The organism is Kribbella sp. NPDC031520, from assembly GCF_055580825.1.
The window spans coordinates 206,749-229,733 of record NZ_JBVIKS010000001.1 but is presented as its reverse complement, the minus strand read 5'-3'; the positions used below and the strand labels follow the sequence as shown (position 1 = coordinate 229,733).

The 22,985-nt window shown below is 67.3% G+C and carries 22 protein-coding genes; 14 read left to right on the top strand and 8 right to left on the bottom strand.

All coding sequences use genetic code 11. The annotated features are described in order from the left end of the window. Positions 1-107 precede the first annotated feature (107 nt). A complete protein-coding gene (locus tag ACZ5BU_RS01080) occupies positions 108-1,283 on the top strand; it encodes an ROK family transcriptional regulator (RefSeq protein ID WP_465694563.1) in 1,176 nt (391 codons plus the stop codon). On the opposite strand, the gene ACZ5BU_RS01075 is transcribed toward ACZ5BU_RS01080, so the two are convergent. Continuing rightward, positions 1,280-2,506: a lectin gene (locus ACZ5BU_RS01075; protein WP_465694562.1), complete on the bottom strand. Its 1,227-nt coding sequence runs from the start codon at positions 2,504-2,506 to the stop codon at positions 1,280-1,282. The genes ACZ5BU_RS01080 and ACZ5BU_RS01075 overlap by 4 nt on opposite strands. A 224-nt stretch (positions 2,507-2,730) precedes the next feature. Here ACZ5BU_RS01075 and ACZ5BU_RS01070 point away from each other — a divergent pair, with 224 nt between their 5' ends. From ACZ5BU_RS01070 to ACZ5BU_RS01055, 4 genes are read left to right on the top strand one after another with little or no spacing between them, the layout of a single operon-like run. After that, the gene (locus ACZ5BU_RS01070; RefSeq protein WP_465694560.1) at positions 2,731-4,587 is read left to right on the top strand and encodes a lectin; all 1,857 of its coding nucleotides are present in this window, start codon (positions 2,731-2,733) and stop codon (positions 4,585-4,587) included. Further along, positions 4,584-5,945: a lectin gene (locus ACZ5BU_RS01065; RefSeq protein ID WP_465694559.1), complete on the top strand. Its 1,362-nt coding sequence runs from the start codon at positions 4,584-4,586 to the stop codon at positions 5,943-5,945. Before ACZ5BU_RS01070 ends, ACZ5BU_RS01065 begins: the two co-directional genes overlap by 4 nt. 43 nt (positions 5,946-5,988) lie before the next feature. Then, positions 5,989-6,804, top strand: coding sequence for a MerR family transcriptional regulator (locus tag ACZ5BU_RS01060; protein WP_465694557.1), 816 nt, complete (start codon positions 5,989-5,991; stop codon positions 6,802-6,804). Between the two features lie 6 nt (positions 6,805-6,810). Next, entirely contained in the window at positions 6,811-7,158 is a 348-nt protein-coding gene (locus tag ACZ5BU_RS01055) for a VOC family protein (protein WP_465694556.1), read from the top strand. Here the strand turns inward: ACZ5BU_RS01055 and ACZ5BU_RS01050 are convergent. Beyond that, positions 7,155-7,904: an AlkZ-related protein gene (locus ACZ5BU_RS01050; RefSeq protein WP_465694555.1), complete on the bottom strand. Its 750-nt coding sequence runs from the start codon at positions 7,902-7,904 to the stop codon at positions 7,155-7,157. The genes ACZ5BU_RS01055 and ACZ5BU_RS01050 overlap by 4 nt on opposite strands. Positions 7,905-8,023: 119 nt before the next feature. Here ACZ5BU_RS01050 and ACZ5BU_RS01045 point away from each other — a divergent pair, with 119 nt between their 5' ends. After that, positions 8,024-8,647: an antibiotic biosynthesis monooxygenase gene (locus ACZ5BU_RS01045; protein ID WP_465694553.1), complete on the top strand. Its 624-nt coding sequence runs from the start codon at positions 8,024-8,026 to the stop codon at positions 8,645-8,647. A 56-nt stretch (positions 8,648-8,703) separates the two neighbouring features. Here the strand turns inward: ACZ5BU_RS01045 and ACZ5BU_RS01040 are convergent, their stop codons facing one another. Beyond that, positions 8,704-9,447, bottom strand: a complete 744-nt coding sequence (locus ACZ5BU_RS01040) for a 6-phosphogluconolactonase (RefSeq protein ID WP_465694552.1) — start codon at positions 9,445-9,447, stop codon at positions 8,704-8,706. Positions 9,448-9,562: 115 nt separating this feature from the next. On the opposite strand from ACZ5BU_RS01040, the gene ACZ5BU_RS01035 reads away from it, so the two are divergent. Both ACZ5BU_RS01035 and ACZ5BU_RS01030 read left to right on the top strand, forming a co-directional pair. Next, on the top strand, positions 9,563-10,183 hold the full coding sequence (locus tag ACZ5BU_RS01035; protein WP_465694550.1) for a DedA family protein: 621 nt from the start codon (positions 9,563-9,565) through the stop codon (positions 10,181-10,183). 59 nt (positions 10,184-10,242) lie between these two features. Then, positions 10,243-10,848, top strand: coding sequence for an NADPH-dependent FMN reductase (locus ACZ5BU_RS01030; protein WP_465694549.1), 606 nt, complete (start codon positions 10,243-10,245; stop codon positions 10,846-10,848). On the opposite strand, the gene ACZ5BU_RS01025 is transcribed toward ACZ5BU_RS01030, so the two are convergent. The 3 genes from ACZ5BU_RS01025 to ACZ5BU_RS01015 form a co-directional block, all read right to left on the bottom strand. Next, a complete protein-coding gene (locus tag ACZ5BU_RS01025) occupies positions 10,845-13,307 on the bottom strand; it encodes an ABC transporter permease (protein WP_465694548.1) in 2,463 nt (820 codons plus the stop codon). The genes ACZ5BU_RS01030 and ACZ5BU_RS01025 overlap by 4 nt on opposite strands. Then, a complete protein-coding gene (locus tag ACZ5BU_RS01020; RefSeq protein ID WP_465694546.1) occupies positions 13,304-14,089 on the bottom strand; it encodes an ABC transporter ATP-binding protein in 786 nt (261 codons plus the stop codon). Before ACZ5BU_RS01020 ends, ACZ5BU_RS01025 begins: the two co-directional genes overlap by 4 nt. Positions 14,090-14,276: 187 nt before the next feature. Further along, positions 14,277-14,873, bottom strand: coding sequence for a TetR/AcrR family transcriptional regulator (locus ACZ5BU_RS01015; protein WP_465694545.1), 597 nt, complete (start codon positions 14,871-14,873; stop codon positions 14,277-14,279). A gap of 108 nt (positions 14,874-14,981) precedes the next feature. Here ACZ5BU_RS01015 and ACZ5BU_RS01010 point away from each other — a divergent pair, with 108 nt between their 5' ends. From ACZ5BU_RS01010 to ACZ5BU_RS00985, 6 genes are all read left to right on the top strand, one after another. After that, positions 14,982-15,983, top strand: a complete 1,002-nt coding sequence (locus tag ACZ5BU_RS01010; RefSeq protein ID WP_465694544.1) for an ABC transporter permease — start codon at positions 14,982-14,984, stop codon at positions 15,981-15,983. A gap of 190 nt (positions 15,984-16,173) precedes the next feature. Continuing rightward, positions 16,174-17,577 carry an extracellular solute-binding protein gene (locus ACZ5BU_RS01005; RefSeq protein ID WP_465694542.1) on the top strand — a complete coding sequence of 468 codons (1,404 nt, stop codon included), beginning with the start codon at positions 16,174-16,176 and terminating at the stop codon, positions 17,575-17,577. A 96-nt stretch (positions 17,578-17,673) separates the two neighbouring features. After that, positions 17,674-18,519, top strand: coding sequence for a carbohydrate ABC transporter permease (locus ACZ5BU_RS01000; RefSeq protein ID WP_465694541.1), 846 nt, complete (start codon positions 17,674-17,676; stop codon positions 18,517-18,519). Continuing rightward, positions 18,516-19,343, top strand: a complete 828-nt coding sequence (locus tag ACZ5BU_RS00995; RefSeq protein ID WP_465694539.1) for a carbohydrate ABC transporter permease — start codon at positions 18,516-18,518, stop codon at positions 19,341-19,343. The genes ACZ5BU_RS01000 and ACZ5BU_RS00995 overlap by 4 nt, the downstream gene beginning before the upstream one ends. A 328-nt stretch (positions 19,344-19,671) precedes the next feature. Further along, entirely contained in the window at positions 19,672-20,205 is a 534-nt protein-coding gene (locus ACZ5BU_RS00990; RefSeq protein ID WP_465694538.1) for a helix-turn-helix domain-containing protein, read from the top strand. Between the two features lie 12 nt (positions 20,206-20,217). Further along, positions 20,218-20,817 carry a PIN domain-containing protein gene (locus ACZ5BU_RS00985; RefSeq protein ID WP_465694537.1) on the top strand — a complete coding sequence of 200 codons (600 nt, stop codon included), beginning with the start codon at positions 20,218-20,220 and terminating at the stop codon, positions 20,815-20,817. Between the two features lie 208 nt (positions 20,818-21,025). On the opposite strand, the gene ACZ5BU_RS00980 is transcribed toward ACZ5BU_RS00985, so the two are convergent. Both ACZ5BU_RS00980 and ACZ5BU_RS00975 read right to left on the bottom strand, forming a co-directional pair. After that, positions 21,026-21,679 carry a hypothetical protein gene (locus tag ACZ5BU_RS00980; RefSeq protein WP_465694536.1) on the bottom strand — a complete coding sequence of 218 codons (654 nt, stop codon included), beginning with the start codon at positions 21,677-21,679 and terminating at the stop codon, positions 21,026-21,028. Next, positions 21,676-22,887 carry an MFS transporter gene (locus ACZ5BU_RS00975; RefSeq protein WP_465694535.1) on the bottom strand — a complete coding sequence of 404 codons (1,212 nt, stop codon included), beginning with the start codon at positions 22,885-22,887 and terminating at the stop codon, positions 21,676-21,678. Before ACZ5BU_RS00975 ends, ACZ5BU_RS00980 begins: the two co-directional genes overlap by 4 nt. Between the last annotated feature and the right edge of the window lie 98 nt (positions 22,888-22,985).

The window sequence follows — 22,985 nt, the reverse complement described above, 5'->3', positions numbered from 1 at the left end:
TGCTTAGTTCACGACCTGGAAGAAGGGAGCCCTTCCGCCGATCGGGGCGGCATGATGAACTCGGGGACGAGCGGCCTGCGCGGGGCCGGGCAGGGTGAGGTTCGAGGATGGAAGTACGCCGGACCACGGTGCGCGACATGCGCCGGTCCAACCGCTCGGTGATCCTCACCAGCATCTACCGCGAGGGTCCGCTGAGCCGCCAGGAGCTGACCGTCCGGACGTCCCTGAGTGCCGCGAGCGTGAGCAACCTGGTCGCCGAGCTGATCGCCGAGGGCGTGGTCGAGGAGGCCGGTTCGGTCGAGTCCGAGGGTGGCCGGCCGCGGGTTCTGTTGCGGGTGGCACCGACCTTCCGGTACGTCGTGGGCGCCGAGGTCGGGGAGACCCGGGTCCGGGTGGAGCTGTTCGACCTGGCGATGAACGTGCTCGCGCGGGCCGATCACCCGATCAGCTCGCCGACACCCGAAGAGGTGGTGAAGCACGTACTGGAAGGGCTTTCGGCCGTCGTCGCGTCGTCCGGCGTGCAGCCTTCGCAGGTGCTCGGACTCGGGGTGGCGGTGTCCGGTGTGGTCGAGGACAACGCGGTCGTCGACGCGCAGACGCTCGGCTGGGACGCCGTACCGCTCGCCGCGATGCTTGCCGAGGGCACCGATATTCCGGTGCACGTGGACAACGGCGCGAACATGCTCGGTCAGGCCGAGATGTGGTTCGGCGCGGGCCGTGGCGCGACCGACGCGGTCGTCGCACTGGTCGGTTCGGGGGTCGGATCCGCTTTGGTGGCAGGCGGATCGAGCTACCGCGGCGCGCGCAGCAGTGCGGGCGAGTGGGGCCACATGACCATCGTGTACGGCGGCCGGCAGTGCCGGTGTGGAGCGCTCGGTTGCCTCGAGGCGTACGTCGGCGCGGAGGGCGTCCTGGACCGGTACCGGCTGGCCGGCGGCACGGTGGTCAAAGACGAAGAGGCTGCCTTCGTCGAGCTCTTGGAGTCGGGCGAGGAGCCTGCGGCAACTGTTGTGGCGGACACGATCGGCTACCTGGCGGCGGGATTCGCGAACCTGGTGAACCTGGTCAACCCCGAGCGGATCGTGCTCGGCGGCTGGGCCGGGCTGCTGCTGGGGGAGAAGTACCTGGACGAGCTGCGCGCCGAGGTCGGCAAGCACGCGCTGCGGCGGCCGTACGCCCAGGTCTCGATCGTCCTGTGCGAGTTGGGCCGCGACGCCGTTGCTCTCGGCGCGGCGACCCTTCCGGTGGTACGGCTACTGCGCGACGGAGGCGCGGTACGTTAGACGATCCACTTCTGGTTGGCTGTGCCGGCGCAGGTCCAGAGCTGGGTCGGGGTGGCGTTCGCGGAATTGTTGCCGGTGACATCGAGGCACTTGTTCGCCTGTGGATTCACCAGGTCCTGGGCGGCGCTGTACGTCCATTGTTGTGCTCCGGTCCCGTTGCAGGTCCAGAGTTGTACCTTCGCACCGTCGGCCACCGAGCCGGCGTTCACGTCGAGACACTTGCCCAGGGCCCGGATCGTGCCGTCACCGGGACGGGTCCACTGCTGCGCGTTCGTACCGTTGCAGTCGTACAGCTGCACCGGCGTACCGTCGGCGGAGTTCGCGCCGGCGACGTCGAGGCACTTGCCGGCCAGGCCCGTGATCTGCGAGCCGCCACTGCCGGTGCTGCCGAGCGTGGAGACCCGCACGTAGTCGACGGTCATGGTCTGCGGCATCACTGTCGTGCTGTCCGGGTTGCCCGGCCAGCCGCCGCCGACCGCCACGTTCATGATCATGAAGAACGGGTGGTTGAAGACCCAGGTGTTGCCGCCGAGGTCGGCCGGCGTACGGCGCTCGTACTGCACGCCGTCGACCGACCAGGTGATCGAGTCCGGCGCCCAGTCGACCGCGAAGGTGTGGAAGTCGTCGGCGAACGACCAGCCGTTCGGATGGTTGTACGCGGCACCGATCCCGTTCGCGCCAGAGTACCCCGGGCCGTGGATCGTGCCGTGCACGGTGGCCGGCTCCCGGCCGATGTTCTCCATGATGTCGATCTCGCCGTCGTTCGGCCAGTTGGTGCCGCCGAGCATCCAGAACGCCGGCCAGAGCCCTTGGCCGCGGGGGATCTTGATCCGCGCCTCGAACCGGCCGTACGTCTGGGTGAAGGTCTGCGCGGTCAGCAGCCGCGCCGAAGTGTACTGGCACGGGCCGTACCAGCACTGGAAGCCGCCGCTCTCCTGCCGCGCGGTGATCACCAGGTTGCCGTTGCCGTCCAGGGCGGAGTTCCGGGTGCTGTTGGTGTAGTACTCCAGTTCACTGTTGCCCCAGCCGCCACCGCCGATGTCGTACCGCCATTTGTTGGGGTCGGGGGCCTGGCCGGCCGGGCCGTCGAAGTTGTCTTCCCAGACCGTCGCCGTGGTCGCGGCAGCGGCCTGTTGGTGCGCCGTGGCGGCGGGTTGGAGGAGGGTGGTGCCGACGAGCGCGGCACCGATCGCGAGGAGCGCGAGCATGCGGGGATGCTTCATGAAGGACCTCATTTCGGGGGCGTCTGAATGAGGACAGCGATTGGCCCGCAGCGTGCCGTGAGAACGCTCCCACGTCAACCCCGGGACTAATTAAAAGATCTGAAAAAAGTCTCGGCTCCGGCGTTGACACGGCACTTCACCGATGGTTATCTCGTGGTGACCACCAGTTGCGGCGCGGGCAGACGCCGCCATGAACTCCTTTAAAACAAGGGAGAACCGCCCCCATGAAACGCTTCCTGCCGCCCGTGGTCGCTGCGCTCTGCGTGGCCGCCGCCGGGCTCGGCGTCGGCACCGCCGCACCGGCGCAGGCCGCCGGAGAACAGGTCAACGTCTGGCTGACCACCACCAACGACTCCGCCGGCCGCAACGTGACCCGTGGGCTGCAGCAGCAGACCCCGGTGAACTTCGGCCCGGCCGGCGGCTCGGCGGACCAGACGATCACGGTCAACGACAACACGACGTACCAGTCCTTCGAGGGCGGCGGTGCGTCGTTCGCCGACAGTTCGGCGTGGCTGCTGAACAGCAGCGGGGTCATCTCGACGGCCACCCGCGACCAGGTGATGAAGGACCTGTTCGACCCGGTGAACGGGATCGGCCTGTCCTTCGTCCGGAACCCGATGGGCGCCTCCGACCTCGCCCGGTTCAACTACTCCTACGACGACACGTGCTGCGACCTGAACGACTTCAGCATCCAGCACGACCTGGCGGACGTCGTACCGCTCACCAAACAGGCCCGTCAGCTGAACCCGAACCTGAAGGTGATGGGCTCACCCTGGAGCGCACCTGCCTGGATGAAGGACAACAACGACTTCGTCCACCGCGGCTGGCTGAAGTGGGAGTACGCGCCGATGTACGCGCAGTACTTCGTCAAGTACCTGCAGCAGAACGAGGCCCAGGGCAACCACATCGACTACGTCTCGGTGCAGAACGAGCCGACCTGCTGCGGTACCGACAGTACCGGGTACGCCTCGATGAACTGGAACGGCTCCGGGCTGCTCGAGTTCACCAAGAACAACCTGCTGCCGGCGTTGCACGCGGCCGGGCTGACGACCAAGGTCCTGATCCTCGACTACAACTGGGGCAACTACGACGACCTCGGCTCGGTGCCGATCGCCGACGCCACGTTGCGGAACGACCCGAACTTCGGCGGGATCGCCTGGCACGGGTACGGCGGTGACGTGAACCTGCAGACGCAGGTCCACAACCAGTACCCGTCGGTCAACGCGTACATGACCGAGCACTCGGGCGGTACGTGGATCGGGAACCAGCAGACCGAGGACATGAACAACCTGATCGACTACACCCGCAACTGGGACAAGTCCTGGGTCAAGTGGGGCATCGCGCTCGACGAGAACCACCTGCCGTACGTCGGTGCCGGGTGCAACGTCTGTACCGGCCTCGTCACGGTGCACCGCAACGACAGCCAGCGCGGGCAGGTGACCAAGACCGTCGAGTACTACACGATGGGCCACCTGACCAAGTTCGTGAAACCGGGAGCGTTGCGGATCGACTCGACCGCGAACAACTCGGTGAAGAACGTCGCCTGGAAGAACCCGGACGGTTCGAAGGCCCTGATCGCCTACAACACCACGGGAAGCTCGCAGTCCGTACGGGTGAACTGGGGCTCGCAGTCCTTCGTCTACACGCTGCCCACGCAGACGTCCGCGACCTTCACTTGGTCCGGCTCCCAGAGCACTGGTGGCGCCGGGCAGATCACCGGGCTTGCGGGTAAGTGCATGGATGTTGCCGGTGCTGGGACCGCTGACGGTACGGCGGTTCAGCTGTACGACTGCAACGGTACTGCTGCGCAGCAGTGGCAGCGTCCTGGTGACGGGACGGTCCGGGCGCTTGGCAAGTGTCTGGACGTCTCTGGTGGTTCCGTCGCCGATGGTGCACGGGTGCAGCTGTGGACGTGTAACGGGTCCGCCGCCCAGCAATGGACCTATACGAGTGGGAGTGATCTGGTGAATCCACAGGCGAACAAGTGCCTCGATGTGACCGGCAACAACTCTGCCAACGGGACCCCGCTGCAGCTGTGGACGTGCGCGGGTACCGCCAACCAGAAGTGGATCGTGTCATGAGGCGCGTGGCTGCGGCCGCCGCGGCGTTGGTGCTGGGTGGCGGCTTGCTGATGGTTGCCTCGCCGGCACAGGCAGCCACGGGTGCTGTCACCGGGTTGGCTGGGAAGTGCATGGACGTTGCCGGGGCCAACAGTGCCGATGGGACGCAGGTACAGCTGTACGACTGCAACGGTACGAACGCCCAGCAGTGGACGCGGTCGACCGACGGTTCGTTGCGGGCCCTGGGCAAGTGTCTCGATGTGTCGGGCGGTTCCGTCGCGGATGGTGCGCGGGTGCAGTTGTGGACGTGCAACGGGTCGGGGGCGCAGCAGTGGACGTACACCTCCGGGCACGACCTGGTGAACCCGCAGGCGAACAAGTGCCTCGATGTCACGGGCAACAACTCCGCCAACGGCACTCCGCTGCAGCTGTGGACGTGCGCAGGTACGGCCAACCAGAAGTGGAACGTTCCGGCCGTTGACGGCGGTACGAGTGGTGCGCCGATGGCGGCAGCTCCGTACCTGTACGAAGGCTGGGGTGACCCGCCGAATCCGGCGACCGTGATGAACGCGACCGGGGTGAAGTGGTTCACGATGGCGTTCATCCTCTCCAACGGGTACTGCAACCCGCAGTGGGACGGCAGCCGGGCACTGACCGGAGGGGTCGAGCAGCAGGCGATCAACACGATCCGCTCGAACGGCGGCGACGTCGTGGTGTCGTTCGGCGGCTGGTCCGGGAACAAGCTCGGCCAGAGCTGCGGTACGGCGAGTGAGCTGGCGGCGGCGTACCAGAAGGTGATCAACGCGCTGTCGCTGAAGGCGATCGACATCGACATCGAAGACCAGGAGATGGCCCAACCGGCCGTCCGCCAGAAGGTCGTCGACGCGCTGAAGATCGTCGAGCAGAACAACGCGGGGGTCACGACGTACCTGACCTTCGGTACGACGACCAGCGGGCCGGACGGTGACGGGCAGGACCTGATCAACCGCGGTGCGGCGTCCGGGCTGGACCTGGACGGCTGGGTGATCATGCCGTTCGACTTCGGCGGCGGCTCGACGAACATGGGTGCGCTGACGCAGCAGGCGGCCGACGGGCTGAAGAACGCGGTCAAGTCGGCGTACGGGCTGAGCGACGACGCGGCGTACCGCAAGATCGGCATCTCGTCGATGAACGGCCTCACCGACAACGCCGGCGAACGCGTCAACCTGTCCGACTTCGAGTCGAACCTCGCGTACGCCTCGGCGCACCACCTGGCCCGCTTCACCTTCTGGTCGGTCAACCGCGACCGCCCCTGCACGGGTGGCAGCGCCGATAGCTGCTCCGGCATCTCCCAGAACCCCTGGGACTTCACCAAGGTGATCGCTCGGTATCAAGGCTGACCGCGTTTGACCCTCCGGTTACCGGAGGGTGGAAGCTTGTCGCATGACGGCGACGGTGACGGTGGGTGAGTTCTCGCGACTCACCCACCTGAGTGTGAAGACCCTGCACCACTACCACGAGATCGGACTGCTCGCGCCGGTCTCGGTCGACTCAAGTTCCGGCTACCGACGGTACGGGACGAGCCAGGTGGAGACCGCGCTGCTCATCCGCCGGCTCCGCGAGCTGCGGATGCCGTTGGCCGACGTACGTGCCGTGGTCGAGGCGGGCGACGGAGCAGCACGCGAGGAGACGTTGAAGGCACACCTCGAGCGGATGGAGCAGGAGCTCGCGCACACCCGCGACGTCGTCACCTCACTCCGCGAGCTGCTCACCCCGGGCCGCCCGGTCCTCGACGTGCACTACCGGTACATCCCGCCGTTCCGTGCGTACGGCGTCCGCGGTCACGTGCCGCGGTCCGAGATCGGGCCGTGGTGCGAGTTCGCGTACGGCCGGCTCGACGGCGTGACCGGCGACCTCCCCGGCACCTCGGGCGCGACGTACAGCGACGAGTTCTTCACCGAGGACGAGGGCGAGGTCGTCGCGTTCCACCCGGTCCCGCTCGACCAGGAGCCGGCCGCCGGCGTGGAGCTGGTCGACCTGCCCGGCGGCTACTTCGCGATCGCGGTACACGCCGGCCACATGACCGATTTCGACCGGACGTACGCCGCACTCGGCACCCACGTCGCGGAGTACTGCGAGGTCGCCCCCGGCCCGATCCGAGAGCTGTACCCCATCGGCCCCGGGGACGTCCCGGACCCGGCCGACTACCGCACCGAGGTCTGCTGGCCGATCCAGCAGATCCCTGTCCTGAAAGGCTGAACCCCTGTGTCTGTCACTCTTGAAAACATCGCCGTGGACTGCTCGAACGCCAAGCGCCTGGCCACTTTCTGGGCCGCCGTGATGTCGTCGGAAGTAGATGCCGACGCCAACGAGTTCTTCGCGACCGTCAAGACCGCGGCCGGCCCGACCCTGATGTTCCTGCAGGTCCCCGAGCAGCGGAACGGCAAGAACCGCCTGCACCTCGACCTTGCCACCGCTGACTGGTCCACCGAGGTCGACCGCCTCGTCGACCTCGGCGCCAAACGCCTCGACGAACACACCGAGTACGGCGCCCACTGGATCACCCTCGCCGACCCCGAAGGCAACGTCTTCGACCTCGCCGAGCACCACTAGGGGATTCGGTACCGGCCTCCGTCGTACGTCGCCCGGCCGTCCTCCGCCAACTCCTCCAGGCGGGCTCGTGCCTGCGCCACCGGCCACCGGAAGGCGCGGCCGAGCTCGCCTGGCGTGGTCTCCAGCATCGTGTCCAGGAATCGCCGGGTCGCGAGTGCGTGGTCGGTGCCGCCGCCGACCTCGAACTGCTCGCAGGTGAGGGCGATCAGCGCCGCGGGCCAGCCGGATCCGCTTTCGTGGACGCCGGCTGTGGTGACCAGGAGATTGCGTTGGAGCTCGGTGATCGCGCGCTGGTAGCGGCTCCGGTCACCGATCAACGCGCGGAGCGTCGCACTCGGCAGCGGTTCGTCCGCGATGGCCTTGGCGATCTCATGGGCCGCCGGCGACAGCTCCAGCGACTGGTGGTCACTCGGGTCACCTGCGGCCGGGTAGAGCGCGCGGAGGAGCTCCGGGGACAGGAACGAACCCCGTCCGCCGAGGTACGCGCCGTACCAGGCGAGGCCGCGGCGGGGCAGTTCGTCCTTCCATGTCCAGACGCGTTGCTCGTTCTTTCCCATCCCTGAGCCGAACGGCTCCTCGTCCTCGCCCGCGACCGCCTCCCACAGTGACGGTACGACGGCACGCGGTGCCGGGAACAACAACGCGAACCCGACGTCGTCGACGAACGCGCCGGCCCGCTCGATCGACCCGACACGCCGGCCTCGCACCCACCACCGGGTCGCCCGCGCCCGCCCGAGATCTGTCATCGGGACAGTCAATCACCGGCGGCGTGCGTGGGGCATTGCCAGGTGGGCAGCAGCGGAGCAATGTGGGTTGCGACCGGCGGCGCCGCCGGGGCGCTGCCCCGAGGGTAAGGGGGTGGATCGTGTACGCGCGTTCCACCACAATCACGGCCGCACCGGCGTCGATCGACGCCGGCATCGCGCAGATGCGCGACGAGGTGATGCCCACGCTGGTGGAGATGGACGGTTGCATCGGACTGTCCATGATGGTCGACCGGGAGTCCGGCCGGTGTATCGCCACCAGCGCCTGGCAGTCGGAGGAGGCGATGCGGGCCACCGACGAAGCACTCCGCCCGATCCGGGACCAGCTCGCGCAGACCATGGGCGGGAAGAGCCCGGAGGTACAGGAGTGGGAGATCGCGGTTCTGCACCGTGACCACCGTTCGGTCGCCGGCGCGTGCGTCCGGGCCACCTGGGTGAAGGCGGATCCCGGGGACATGGACCGGGCGATCGACGTCTACAAGCTGGCGGCGCTACCGAGGCTCGAGGACCTGGCGGGCTTCTGCAGTGCCAGCCTGCTCGTCGACCGGGCGTCAGGGCGTTCGGTCTCGTCGGTGACGTACGACAGCCGGGAAGCGATGAGCGAGACCCGCGAGGCGGCCGCCTCGATGCGGTCCTCGACCGCGAAGGAGGCCGGCGCCGAGGTTCTCGACGTCTGCGAGTTCGAACTGGCGATCGCTCATCTGCGGGTTCCTGAACTGACCTGAGCCCCTCACCACACCGGAGTACGAACCCTGGGCCGTGCTCCGGTGTGCGCCCGGCGTCAACCTGGGTTCGACTCGGTGTCGAGGAAGAGTTGTACGTGCGGGTGGGTGCGGAGTGCCGTGCCGGGATAGGCGGGGCTGATCGGCTTGGTGAGGGTGTCGTGCACGGCCTGGCGTTTGACGCTGCCGGGGACCGAGCCGATCAGGGCGTAGGTGTTGAGGAGGCGGGGGATGGTCACCGTGATCGCGTGCGTTGGTACGTCGGTCATGGTGGGGAAGTTGCCCTCGTCGACCTGCTGGCGGCGGCTCGTCTCGTCCAGGGCGACGAGCTTCACCGACAGTGGGTCCTCGAAGTCGGCGGGCGGGTCGTTGAAGGCGAGGTGGCCGTTGACGCCGAGCCCGAACAGTACGACGTCGAAGGGCTCGTCGCCCATCAGTTCGGTGTAGGCGCGGGCCGCGGTGTCCGGTGCGTCGCCGGGGTCCATCGAGTGGAACGTTGCCTGCGGCACCTTGTCGAGGAAGCTCCGGCGCAGCCAGTTCCGGAACGCCTGCGGAGCGGCCGGCGGCAGGCCGACGTACTCGTCCATGTGGAACGCCTCGACGTGGCTCCAGTCCAGGTCCGGTGCGACGGCGAGCGCGGCGAGAGTCTCGGTCTGGCTCGGAGCGGCGGCCAGCATGATCCGCGCCCGCCCGGTCTGTGCGATCGCCCGTCGGATCTGCTCGGCGGCGCGGGCGGCGGCCGCGCGGCCCAGGTCGGCACGGGTCGGATACGTGCTGACTTGCGGAGCGTGCTCAACAGTCATGAGCAGAAGGCTCGCACAACGTGCCGCCGGGGGATTTCCCCAGGTGGTTCGCCGGAAGCCGGTCCGGTGGCTGACTCCAGTGCGTGACTTGTCCCGGGTCAATAGTTTCTTGGGCATGACAACGAGTGGTGTGGCTGGATGGGCGATCGGTCTGATGGAGAGTCTCGGGCCGGCGGGCGCTGGGCTTGCGGTGGCGTTGGAGAACCTGTTTCCACCATTGCCGAGCGAGGTGATCCTGCCGCTCGCCGGGTTCGCGGCCGCACGCGGCGACCTCAGTCTGGTCAGCGCGATCGTGTTCACCACGCTGGGGTCGGTCGTGGGTGCGCTCGCGCTGTACGGCGTGGGCGCGGTGCTGGGGCGGGACCGGACGCGGGCGATCGCCGCGAAGGTTCCGCTGGTGAAGTTGCGCGACATCGACAAGGCCGAGGGGTGGTTCGTACGCCACGGTCCGAAGGCGGTCTTGATCGGACGGCTCGTCCCTGTGGTGCGCAGCATGATCTCGGTACCGGCCGGGGTGGAACGGATGCGGGTCGCGGTCTTCCTCCCGCTGACCGCGCTCGGCAGCCTGGTGTGGAACACGCTGCTGATCCTGGCCGGCTACCAGTTGGGTGAGCGGTGGCACCTGGTCGAGGCGTCGGTCGGGATGTTCCAGAAGGTCGTGCTGGCCGGTGCGGTCGCGGCGGTGATCTGGTTCGTCGTGGTCAAGCTCCGTTCGAATCCTGAGAAAGTCAAGTAGGCGGCTCGACTTTGACTACCCTCGACGGTAGTTGCTTCCAAGGGTTCAGGAGATGGGTCATGGCGTCAGTCGCGTTCGAGTCGCAGGTCGTACCGGACGGGCCGGTGTGGCCGCAGTCCGTGGTCACCGTGGTCGGTAACCCGCGCGCCGGTTCACGGACGGCCGCCGCCGCTGCTTCCGTCGCGGAACTGCTCGCCTCCGAGCTCGGTACGCCGTACCGGATCGACGAACTGATCGACCTGGTGACGTTCGCGCCGGCGATCTTCCACGCGGATCAGGCCGGCAGCGAGGAACTGGCGAGCGCTGTCGACCTGGTGTCGTCCGCCTCGGTGATCGTCGTCGCGACCCCCGTCTACAAGGGCAGCTACACAGGGCTGTTGAAGAGCTTCCTGGACGTACTTCCGCCCGCGGCGCTGGCCGGCTCCGTGGTCGTCCCGGTGACGGTCTCCGCCGCCCCGAGCCACAAACTCCTGGCCGACCAGCACCTCCGCCCGGTGCTGGCCGAACTCGGCGCCAGTGTCCCCGTCCCCGGCGTCATCCTCGAGGAACGCGACCTCGAGGACCTGCAGGTAGTGCTCTCCACCTGGATCCGCACGAACGCCGTCATCATCCAGGCGACCACCATCGCCCTCCAACCCACCCCCGAGCCGACACCTGCGCACTAGTCGGTGTGGGTCGGTTGGGTGGGGGAGTGGCGTAGAGCGGTGGTTGCGGGGATCAGCGTGGACAGGAAGGTCAGAGCGGCTGCTGCCGCGGCGATGGCCAGGTAGATCGAGATCGGACCGGTGGGGACGGCACTGCCGGAGACCTTGGAGGAGTACGGGAGAAGGCAGGCAAGAGCTACGGCCGTACCGAGCGTGATGCCGGTGAGGGTGACCAGAGTGCTTTCGGTGATGAGCATGCGGAGCACCTGGAAGCGTGTGGAGCCCGTCAGCCGTTGGAGGGCGAACTCGCGGCGGCGGCGGAGCGTGGTCGAGACCAGCGTGTTGACGACCGAGACCGCGGTGTAGGCGATGAGCATTCCTACCAGCATGTAGTTCACCCAGGCCTGGGTTTGCAGGTCCTCGACGTTCGTTGCGACGAGGGCGTTGCGGTCTGCGACCTGGACGCCGGGGTGGGCGGCCGCGAGTTTCGCGAGGGCCGGGCGTACGTCGGCGTTCGGCGCGGCTCGGACCAGGAGCTGTTTGGTGAGGCCGTCGGTTGTGTGGGCGGCGACGAGGGTGGCGGGGAGCATGATCGTTTCGTAGCCGCGTTCGGCTGAGAAGGTTGCTACGACCTTCAGTTTGACGGTGGTTCCGTCGCCGAGGGTCATGGTGATGTCGGAGCCGACACCGCGGTTCGTCTTGGCGGCCATGCTTTCCGGGATCGCGGCGGTCAGGCCGGACAGGCCGGTGAGCGAGCCGGCGGTCAGCCGTACGGGCGCCGTACCGTTCGTGCCTTGAGCGTCAACGCCGACCACCGGGGCGCCGTCCTCGTCGAAGGGGGCGTTGCGAGGGTCGTCCACCGCTCCCATGCTTCGTACGTACGCCGAGGCGCTTGCTACGCCTGGGGTTGCCCGTACCTGGTCGAGGAGCTTCGAGGACAGGCCGGCATCTGAGACCAGTACTGCGTCTGCTCTGAGGTCGCGGGTGAACGCTGTGGAGGAGGCATGGACCTGGGTGGTCTGCATGTACAGGTTGGCGGTGGAGATGCCTACGGCGAGCATGACAGGGGTGACGGCTGCTGACAGGGCTACGGATCGTGCAGAGAGGTTGCGGATCGCCAGGCGGCCGTTGACTCGGGTGAGGGCCTGTACTGGCCAACGCCAGAACGCTAGGACCAGCTTCGTCCAGAACGGACCCAGCAGGGCTACGCCGATGGCCCAGCAGAGTACGGAGGGGCCTGCGGTGGCCGCGGCTAGTGGGCCGCTCATGACTGTTGCTGTGACGATCAGCAAGGCCAGGCCGCCGCCGAGCGCCGCCAGGCCGAAGAACAGGCGGATCCAGCTGAACCACTTGCGCTGCAGGGAAGCCTCAGCAAGGGCTTCTACCGGGCGGATCTTGGCCGACTTGCGGGCGGCGATCAGGGCGGCGCCGATGGCCGCGAGTACTGCTGCGCCGGCGCCGGCCGCGAAGGGGATCAGGCCTTGGTAGAACTCGACCACGGGGGAGGCCACGCCGTGGGAGGCCAGTTGGTCGAAGAGGAACCGGCCCAGGAAGAAGCCGGGGACTGCGCCTAGGGCTACGGCGGGGAGGGAGACGAGGAGGGCTTCGCCGAGGATCATTCGGCGGACCTGGCCGGGGGTCGTGCCGATACCGCGGAGCAGGGCGAACTCGCGCTCCCGGTGCTGAGCGGCGAGGGCGAGGGTGGAGGCGACGACGAACATCATCGTCATGGTGGCGATGCCCCCGAACGAACCCGCGATCGAGATGAGCGCCGTACGGTGGGACTCGGCGTCCGGGTGCTCGGCCAGGCCGCGGTCCACACCGGCACGGACCGTCAGGTTGCCGAGCTTCTCCAATTCCTTCTTCACCGCATCCAGATCGGTGCCGGGGGCAACTTGTACGCCGATGTCGGCGAAGCGCTCCGGATTCTGTACGAGGCGTGCGGCGTCGCGGTCGTTGAAGAACGCGTGTGCCGCTGGGCCGTTGGCGACTCCGCTGACGGTGAAGGCCCTCGGCTCCCCGTTGATGAGGAAGGTGAGGTGCTGTCCTACCTTGCCCGACGAAACCACTACCTGGCCGGGCCGCGGCGTGTGCCCGGAACTGAGGTGGTACGAGCCGAGGACGGCCGAGGACCAGTTGTGGCCCTCGGCAACTGACGGGCCGATTGCGGTGAAGGTGTAGTCGCCGACCGCGGAGGTCACGCCTTGGGTGGACCGGATTTTGGCCAGCAGAGTGGTGGGGACGCCTACTCGTTCGGGGAGGGGAGTGGCATCCTCGGCGCCGGGGCGAAGATGCGACTGCTTGCCGGTGACGACCAGCGAGGCCGCTGCCAGGCGCTGAGGCTCTACGTTGGACCGGATGCCGGTTTCCATCAGGCCACCACAGGCCATCACGATCGCCGTACCGAAGACGACCGCGACGAACGTGGCGAGGAAGCCGCTCTTGCGGTAGCGCAAGGTGCGAAGGGCCAGGCGCATCATCCCGCCACCGCCTGCAGCTTGGATCGCGCACCGAGGTGGGTCATCCGGTCGGCGACCTGTTCGGCGGTCGGCGCGGTCAGGCTGCCGGCCAGCACGCCGTCGGCGAGGAAGACGACCTGGTCGGCGTACGAGGCGGCGACCGGATCGTGGGTGACCATGACGACCGTTTGGCCCTGGGTCCGTACGGGTTCGCGGAGCAGTTCGAGAACGTCGGCAGCGGTCTGGGTGTCGAGCGCACCGGTCGGCTCGTCGGCGAAGATGACGGCGGGACGGGCGACCAGGGCGCGGGCGATCGCGACGCGCTGCTGCTGGCCGCCGGACAACTCGCCAGGGCGGTGCTTGTACCGGTCGCCGAGGCCCACGCGCTCCAGGACCTGCCGTACGGCAGCCTTGTTCGCGCGGCGACCGTCGAGTTCCTGCGGGAGGCAGACGTTCTGCCAGACGTTCAGCGTCGGCAGCAGGTTGAAGGACTGGAACACGAACCCGATCCGCTCCCGCCGCAGCTCGGTCAGCTTGCGCTCACTCAGCCCGGCCAGCGGCAACCCGTCGATGTGCACGCTGCCGGACGTCGGGCGGTCGAGCCCCGCGGCGCAGTGCAGGAACGTACTCTTGCCCGACCCGGACGGCCCCATCACCGCGGTGAACGTTCCAGGCGCGAACTTCATCGAGATCCCGTCCAGGGCGATGACGGCGTTCCCGCCACGGCCGTAGACCCGTCGTACATCCTGCAAGACGACCGAGTACCCGGTCCCGTCGACTGCTTCCCGCGCACGTTTCCTCATGCCGCCGACGCTACGGACGTACGCCGTGCCCGCCGAGGGTGCTGGACCGCCACCTCAGGTGGACGAAAGTCCACCTGGACGCTCAGCACCTCGACAGGTAGTGCACCAGCGAGACGACGTACGCGCGGGAGCGATCACGCTCAGGTGCACTACCCCGCCGGTGCACACCTCCTGTCGAGCTGCAGACTCACGAACGCAGGAGTGCTCGCAGCCCCGCCTTGTAGGTCGCCGGGGTGACGTCGCCGATCAGCAGTCGTTGCAGGACGAAGCCGGGGATCATGCTGAACATGACCTGCGCGACGTGCTCGGGATCGACGTCCGGGTCGAGCGTGCCGTCGGCCTGCGCGCGCCGGGCGATGGCCAGGAAGCGGTCGCGGAGCAGGCAGTACTTGCCCTTCGCGACCTCGCGGATCGCCTCGTTGCGCAGGGCCTCGGCCCAGGCCTGCACCGCGACCCGGGTCACGTCGCCGCCCGGTCGTTGGGCGACCAGCACCACATGGTCGATCGTGGCCTCGAGCGCGGCCAGAGGGGTCAGCGGCTGCTCGGACGCGAGCAGGTCCTCGAAGAGCTCGTCGACCGTGCCGAGCGCGTCCTCGGCGATCGCCGCGACGATCTCCTCCTTGCTCTTGAAGTAGCCGTAGACGGCGCCCGCGGACAGACCGGACTCGCGGATCACATCGGCCATCGTCGTCTTGTGGAAGCCCTCCGCGTTCATACAGGCGCGCGCCGCCGCGACGATCTGCTCGCGGCGGGCCAGGCGGTGCTCCTCGGTGACCTTCGGCACGCCCGCAACATAAAACGAATGTCCGTTCTTGACAAGTCGGCGCACCCGTTGCCACCATCGAAACGATAAAGAACGATCATTCGGTTTTCACTCGAGGGAGTGTTCGCCATGACCACTGAGGCGCACGCGGCCGAACGTCGCCGGCCGCCCCTGATCGCCGTCGTCACGCTGCTGACCGCGGTCCTCACGGTGTTGCTGATCGCGTTCGCCTGCCCGTCCGCGCGCTCCGCACCGCGGGACGTCCCGCTCGCGGTGTCCGGTCCGGCGCCGGCCGTCGCGCAGGTGCGGACCGCGCTCGACCAGGCGTTGCCGGGCGGTTTCGCGATCACCGCCGTACCGGATCGGCAGGCGGCGGTGCAGCGGATCAAGGACCGGGACGCGTACGGCGCGATCGTGCTCGACACGGGGCAGCCCGAGGTACTGACCGCATCGGCCGGCGGGCCGGCGGTCGCGCAGATCCTCACCCAGCTCGCCGGCCGGATGCACCCGGACGGCGCGGCGAAGGTGACCGACATCGTCCCACTGCCGAAGGACGACCCGCGCGGCGCGGGCCTGGCCGCCGGAGCGTTGCCGCTGGTCCTCGGTGGGATCATCGCCGCCGCTGCGCTGACCCAGTTGGTGCGGTCCGGATCGAAGCGGATGATCGGTGCGGTCACCTTCGCGATCACCGGTGGGCTCGCGCTGGCCGCCGTACTGCAGTACTGGCTCGGCTCGTTCGAGGGCAGCTACCTCGGCAACGCGGGCGTGATCGCGATGTCGATCGGCGCGATCAGCCTGACCCTGCTCGGCCTCGAGTGGCTGATCGGTACGGCGGGGCTCGCGCTCGGTGGCGCCGTGATGATGCTGCTCGGCAACCCGCTGTCCGGGATGACGAGTGCGCCCGAGATGTTGCCGAGCGGCTGGGGCACGCTCGGGCAGTTCCTGCCACCAGGAGCAGCCGGTACTGCGCTACGTTCGGTGAGCTTCTTCGACGGCAACGGCGCCGGCCGGCCACTCGTCGTACTGAGCTGCTGGCTGCTCGCTGGCGTACTCCTCTGCGGACTCGGCGCACTACGCGGCCGGGGACGCGCCGTACACGCCCGCCACGAGGCGTCAGCGCTGGCAGCCTGACAAAGTAGGGGTATGACAACGCGGTGATCGGATCGTTACCTGCCGGTCACCGCGTTACTGCGCTACTGGGGCGACAACGTTGTCTGTCAAGCATTGACTTCGCTTGCCGGAGCCTCCTACGGTCACGGGAAAGCCCGCAGGATTTGGGCCGTGGTACCGGGATGACAACGATTGCCCGAAGGTGGACGTGATGGTGAAGAGGAAACGTTTCCAAGCGGCGGCCGCACTAGGTGCCGCACTGCTGCTGGCGGTCTCGGCCTGTAGCCAGGGCTCGACGACGAAGCAGCCCGACGCCGGCAGCTCGCAGAGCTCCGGTCCCGCGCACATCAAGATCGCGTACCAGCAGTGGGGTCCGGGCGTGGTGATGAAGAACTTCCTCACCGGCGTCAAGTCCGAGTACGAGTCCGCGCACCCGGGATCCCAGGTCGAGATCGTTCCGGTCGTTGCCAGCGAGAACGACTACTACACCAAGATCCAGTTGATGATGCGGTCGCCGAACACCGCGCCGGACATCGTCTACGAGGACACCTTCCTGATCAACTCCGACATCACCGCGGGGTACCTGAAGCCGCTCGACGACTACATCAAGAACTGGGACCAGTGGAGCCAGTTCGAGGACACCGCCAAGGGTGCGGCGCGCGGCCAGGACGGCAAGACGTACGGCATTCCGGACGGCACCGACACCAGGGCCCTTTGGTACAACAAACAGATCTTCGCCAAGGCCGGCCTGCCGGCCGACTGGAAGCCGAAGTCGTGGGACGACGTGCTCAGCGCGGCGCGCACGATCAAGCAGAAGGTGCCGGGCGTGATCCCGTTCAACATGTACTCCGGCAAACCGATGGGTGAGGCCTCGGCCATGCAGGGCTTCGAGATGCTGCTGTACGGCACGAAGGACACGCTGTACAACTACGACCAGAAGAAGTGGGTCGTCGGCAGTCAGGGCTTCAAGGACGCGCTGAACTTCGTCAAGACCGTCTTCTCCGAGGGCCTTGCGCCGTCGCCGAAGGACGCGCTCAGCCCGAACATGGGCAGCAAGGTCGGCACCGAACTGCTGCCCCAGCAGAAGCTCGCGATCGACCTGGACGGCTCCTGGATCTACGGCAACTGGCTGAAGTCCGGTGCGAAGCCGTGGCCGCAGTGGAGCACCGTGCTCGGCCAGACCGCGATGCCCACGCAGGACGGTAGCGGCAAGGGCAAGGTCAGCCTCTCCGGTGGTTGGACCTGGGCGATCCCGGCCAAGTCGAAGAACCCCGACGCGGCCTGGGACTTCATCAAGACCCTGCAGACGCAGAAGAACGCGGCGAAGTACGCCACCGACGGCGCGCAGATCGCCGTACGCAAGGACGTCGCCTCGGACGCGGCGTACAAGTCCTCCTCGGCCAGCACGCAGTTCTTCACCGACCTGGTGTCGGTGACGGTCTACCGGCCGGCGCTGCCGGAGTACCCGAAGGTGTCGAACGAGATCATCACCGCGATGGAATCGGTGATGACCGGGCAGTCCTCGCCGGACGACGCCGCGAAGAACTACGACCAGGCGGTTGAGGGCATCGTCGGCGGCAAGGACAGTACGACGACCAAGAGCACTGGCCAGTAGTTCGGAGGATTCTCCCCTGTGACGACGACAGTCGCTCCCTCCACGGCCGCCACTGGTACACCCAGCCGGCGGCCGCGGGGGGCCAAACTCGTCCGGATGCTGCCGCTGTCGCCGGCCATCGGACTGATGCTGGTCTTCCTGGCCGGCCCGATCCTGTACTGCGTGTACGCCGCGTTCACGAACATGGCGCTCACCGGGACCGGCGCCGCGAACGTGAAGTTCGTCGGCCTGGACAACTTCCGTAAGGCGTTCTCCAGCGGCGCGTTCACGAACTCGATCTGGCTGACGCTGGTGTTCACGCTGATCTCCGCGATCATCGGCCAGAACACCCTCGGCCTCGGTCTCGCCCTGCTGATGCGCAGGTCGACGAAGGTCGTCCGCAACTTCGTCGGTACGGCGGTGATCGGCGCGTGGGTGCTGCCCGAGGTGGTCGCGGCGTACCTGCTGAGCGCGTTCTTCAACGACGACGGCACGCTGAACGTGATGCTGCACTGGGTCGGCCTGCCCGGTCAGGACTGGCTGTACGGGGCACCGATCATCGCGGTGTCGGTGGCCAACATCTGGCGCGGTACGGCGTTCTCGATGCTGGTGTACTCCGCCGCGCTGAGCGAGATCCCGCGCGAGATCGAGGAATCCGCCGAGATGGACGGCGCCGGCGGGTGGCGGCGGCTCATCTTCGTGACGATCCCGATGATCACCCGAGCGATCATGACCAACCTGATGCTGATCACGCTGCAGACGCTGAGCGTGTTCGGCCTGATCTACGCGATGACCCGCGGCGGGCCTGGTACGAAGAGCCAGACGTTGCCGCTGTACATGTACGAGCAGGCGTTCAGCTTCTCCCAGATCGGCTACGGTACGGCGATCGCGCTGGTGATGCTGGCGATCGGCGCGGTGTTCTCGCTGATCTACCTGCGTGGACTCAACTCGGAGGCAGCGTGATTGCGCGCGACCGATTTAGCAAGGTGACGTCGAACCTGATCCTGCTGGCCATCGGCGTGATGTTCGTGCTGCCGCTGCTCTGGGTGCTGTTCGCGTCGATCAACCGGACGGCCGGGTTGCGGGTCGAGTTCCCGACGCATCCGACGCTGGGGAACTTCAAGGCGGTACTCAACACGGACACGACGTACCGTCCGGTGCTGAACGGGATCATCCTGTGTGGTGGATCCGCCCTGCTCACCATGATCTGTGCTGTGCTGGCGGCTTATCCGCTGTCGCGGTTCCGTACTCGGTTCAACCGGCCGTTCCTGTTGACCGTACTGTTCTGCACCGGGTTGCCGATCACCGCGGTGATGGTGCCGGTCTACGGGTTGTTCGTACAGCTGAACCTGGTGGACACCATTGGTGGCACCATCATGTTCATGGCGACTTCGGCGTTGCCTTTCGCGATCTGGCTGACCAAGACGTTCATGGACGGCGTACCGCTCTCGCTCGAGGAAGCCGCCTGGGTGGACGGTGCCGGGAACATGCGGGCGCTGTGGGCGATCGTCCTGCCGTTGATGTGGCCGGGGATCGCGGTCGTACTGATCTTCACGTTCATCGGCATGTGGGGCAACTTCTTCGTCCCCTTCATGCTGCTGCTCTCCCCGGAACGGTTGCCGGCGTCGGTCAGCATCTTCACCTTCTTCGGCCAGTACGGCGAACCCAACTACGGCCAGCTGGCGGCATACTCCCTCATCTACACCACCCCCGTACTCCTCCTCTACCTCCTCCTGAGCCGCAAACTAGGCGGCGCCTTCGCCCTAGGCGGCGCCATCAAAGGCTGACCCGCGCGACAGCCGGCCCCAAAGGACACCGCTCCGCGGCGACTGTCTCTTGACCACCTTTGACGGTGTGCGCCGACGAGCATCGGGCGGCGAGTCGTGGAATTTGGCTGGCGACACGCCGTCGGCAAGAGCCACAATCCACGACTCGACTCCCGCGCACTGACCACCGGCGTCGCGGTTCTGGATGGCCGCCGTGGAGGCGTGCTCGGCGGATGCGTTTCGACACGATCGTCGGGTGCAGGCTTGCGAGCTTGCGGGCTCGATGAGAGAGTGAGAGACTATTCGAACGTTTCGAAAGTGGCTTCGTATCGTTCGTTTGGAGGTCGTCGTGGCTGCTGAGTTGCTCGAGTCGCAGACCTATCTGCCGGAGGAGCAGGAGCAGATGGCGGCTGTCGCCAGCTTCCTCGAGGCTCATCACAGCAAGGTGGGTGAGCGCCCCGAGCGGCGCTATCTTCTGGTAGGTGCTGACGAGCACGAGCAGATCGAGGTTCCGGAGGCACTGCACAGGGTGCTGGTGCAGGCCGTGACGGCGCTACAGGCCGGCCGTGCCGTGACCATCTCGCCGACGACGCCGAAGCTGACCACTCAGCAAGTCGCGGATCTGCTCGGGGTCAGTCGGCCGACAGTGGTTCGGCTGATCGACGCCGGCGAGCTCCCCTCCGAGCGGATCGGAAATCGCCGGAAGGTTCTGCTGAGAGATGCGCTGAAGTATCGCGATCTCCGACGGACGCGGCAGTACCAGGCAATCGCCGATACCGCTGTTGATGTCGCCGAGGACGAGGATCCGGCAGTGGTGAATGAAAGACTCGCAAGGGTCAGGCGACAGCGTGCCGAGCACAGACGGTCAGCAAACAATCTCTGACAGTATTGGACGATGTTCGCCGCTCTCCTCGACACCTGCGTGCTGTGGCCCAGCAAGCAGCGGGATTTCCTGCTCAGCCTGGCCGTTGTGAACCTCTACAGGCCGCTGTGGAGCAGCGCGATTCTCGATGAGCTGCAGTACTGCGAGGTCGACAAGCTGGTCGTCAAATTCGGTGCGTCGCAGGAAGAGGCGGAGGCGCGCACTGCTCACCTCATCGAGATGATGCGGAGCAACTTCGATGACGCCGAGGTCCAGAATTGGGAGCCGTACGAAGGTACCTTCGGGCTGCCGGATCCGGACGACGAGCATGTGATCGCCGCGGCGGTCGCAGGTCATGCGGGTGCGATTGTGACCAGCAACCTCAAGCACTTTCCGGCGGCGAAGGTGCCGCGGGGGATCGAGGTTCTCTCTCCAAGCGAGTTCGCCGCGAACACCGTCGCGGTGGCTCCGGAGCTCGCACTTGAGGCGGTTACAACGCTTACTGCGCGCTTGAAGAAGCCGCCGATGAGCGTCGATGGATTCCTTGCCGTTCTCCGGGAGAGATACGGGATGACTGAAGCGGTTGCTCTGATCAACGATGTTGGCCTGGACGCCGGTGGCGTGAGGCGGTGACGAGTTGCCCTGGATCTTGGGTACGTGGGCGCTGGAGGTTGTGCGCTCTCGAGGCGGTCGCGATCGCGAGGACGTTGTTGCAGCCGGCGCGAATCGGCGTGTTGTCATGCGAGTTGCGTGACTACAGCAACCGGCGCGATTGACCTCGGCCCCGGGATCGCCTTCTGCGCACAGCGCCGAAGGGGCTGGCGCCGTGGAGCGGTGCCCTTCAGGGGGTGAGGGTTTGTTTCCAGGTGGTCAGTTTTTGCTCGAAGGTTTTGTTCCATTGGGGGTCTGGGAGGGCTTGGGCGTAGCGGGAGAGGGCGAGGGGCGTGAGGGTGGCGGTTGAGTCGGGGGCGGCTTCTACGGCTACTGCCAGGCGGATGGTGAAGGTTGACAGGCGGGTCAGTCGGTCGTGGTCGGCGGAGTTTGCCAGGTCCTTCAGGTTGGATCGGAGTTGTTTGAGGGTGCGAACGGCGGTGCGGTGATCGCCGCGGCTGGGCGGGGCGCCGAGGTCTTCGGTCGGGATGCCTAGGAAGCCGGCGATCTCTGGGTCGGCTGTGGTGGGGGTGGGTTTGCCGAAGAGGCTGGGTTTGCCTAGGTGGGCGGTGATGTTGGTGAGGAGGGTGTCGAGGGACTCGACTACCGCGGGGACTGCGCGGTCGGCGGTTTTGCGGCGGTTGGTTTCGAGGGCGGTGAGGCGGGTGTGTTCGGCTTCGACCGCCAGCCGGAGGGCGTCGGGCCAGTCGTCCAGGCCGGTCAGTTCTTCGTGACGTGGGGCCGACGGGTTGAGGGTGCTCGCGTCGAGGGGTTTGGCGCCGGAGCGGGCCGCGGTGATTTCTTCCTCGAGCTTCTTCTTGGGTCCCGGGACGATTGAGCTCACGTGTCCAGCCTACGCAGGTTCCAGACGGAGGGGACGACGAGTGTCAGTACGGTGATGACGATGAAGAGGGCCGCGCCGTACAGCTCGACGGCCTTGGCGCTGATCGCGACCGCGACGTATCCGACGGTGAGTTGGCCGACCGGGCCGGCGATGAAGGAGCCGAGCATGTCGTACGACGAGACGCGGGACAGTTTGTCGATCGGGACGTGCTGGCCGAGGGCCGTTTCCCAGCTGATGCCGAAGATGTCGAAGCCGACACCGAGTACGAAGGCCGCGATCGCGACCGCCCACAGCTGCGGTAGCAGGGCCAGGCACAGCATGATCGGGACGGTCAGGAGCATGCCCAGCATCCCGGTGCGCAATGGGTGGCGGGGTTTGAGCCGGAGCATGATGATGCCGCTGGCAACGAGTCCGGCGCCGAAGCAGGCGCTGACCAGACCCCAGCCGGTACGGCCGAAGGTCTTGTCCGCGATCACCGGTCCGAGGACCTGGTAGCAGGCCGTGTAGATCAGGTTGAGCAGTGCGAACGCGAGTACGATCGCCCACACCCACTGGCGGGACGCGAACTCGTGCCAGCCCTCGCGCAGGTCGCTCAGCACCGAACTGGCCGCGCGCTCGATCCGCGGGATCGTCAACCTGGACAGCAGGAAGGCCCCGATCAGGAACGTCAGGCCGTCGACCGCCAGCCCGATGCCGGGGCTGGTCAGGCCGACGATGACGCCGGCGACCGCGCCACCGCCGATCATCGCGGCGGAGCGGGCGAAGCCGGCGATCGCGTTCGCCTGCGGGAGTTCGGCGCGGTCCACGATCGACGGCAGGATGCCGGTCATCGCGGGCATCACGAACGCCGACGCGATCCCGTTCACCGCTTCGATCGACGCGAGCTGCCAGATCGTCGCGTGCCCGGACAGTACGAGCGCCGCCGCGAGCCCCTGGGTGAGTCCGCTGATCGTGTTCGCCGTGACGAGGACGAGGTGCCGCGGCAACCGGTCCGCGATCACGCCGCCGATCAGCAGGAACACGATGTTCGGGATGCTCCGGGCCGCGAGTACGGTGCCGACCGCGCTCGCGGAGTCGGACACGTCGAGTACGGCGAACACCAGCGCCACCGGGGCGATCGACGACCCGAGGATCGAGATGAACCGCGCGGACACGAACAGCCGTACGCCGCGATGCCGCAGTACGGCCAGATCCTGCCGGAACCCCACCCCGTCCACCCCTCTCCCGAACCCGAGGAGCCTACCGGACCGTGGTGCGCCCAAACGGCGACAGTGGCTTCCGCGACGACCGCGTGCGGCCGGGGGCG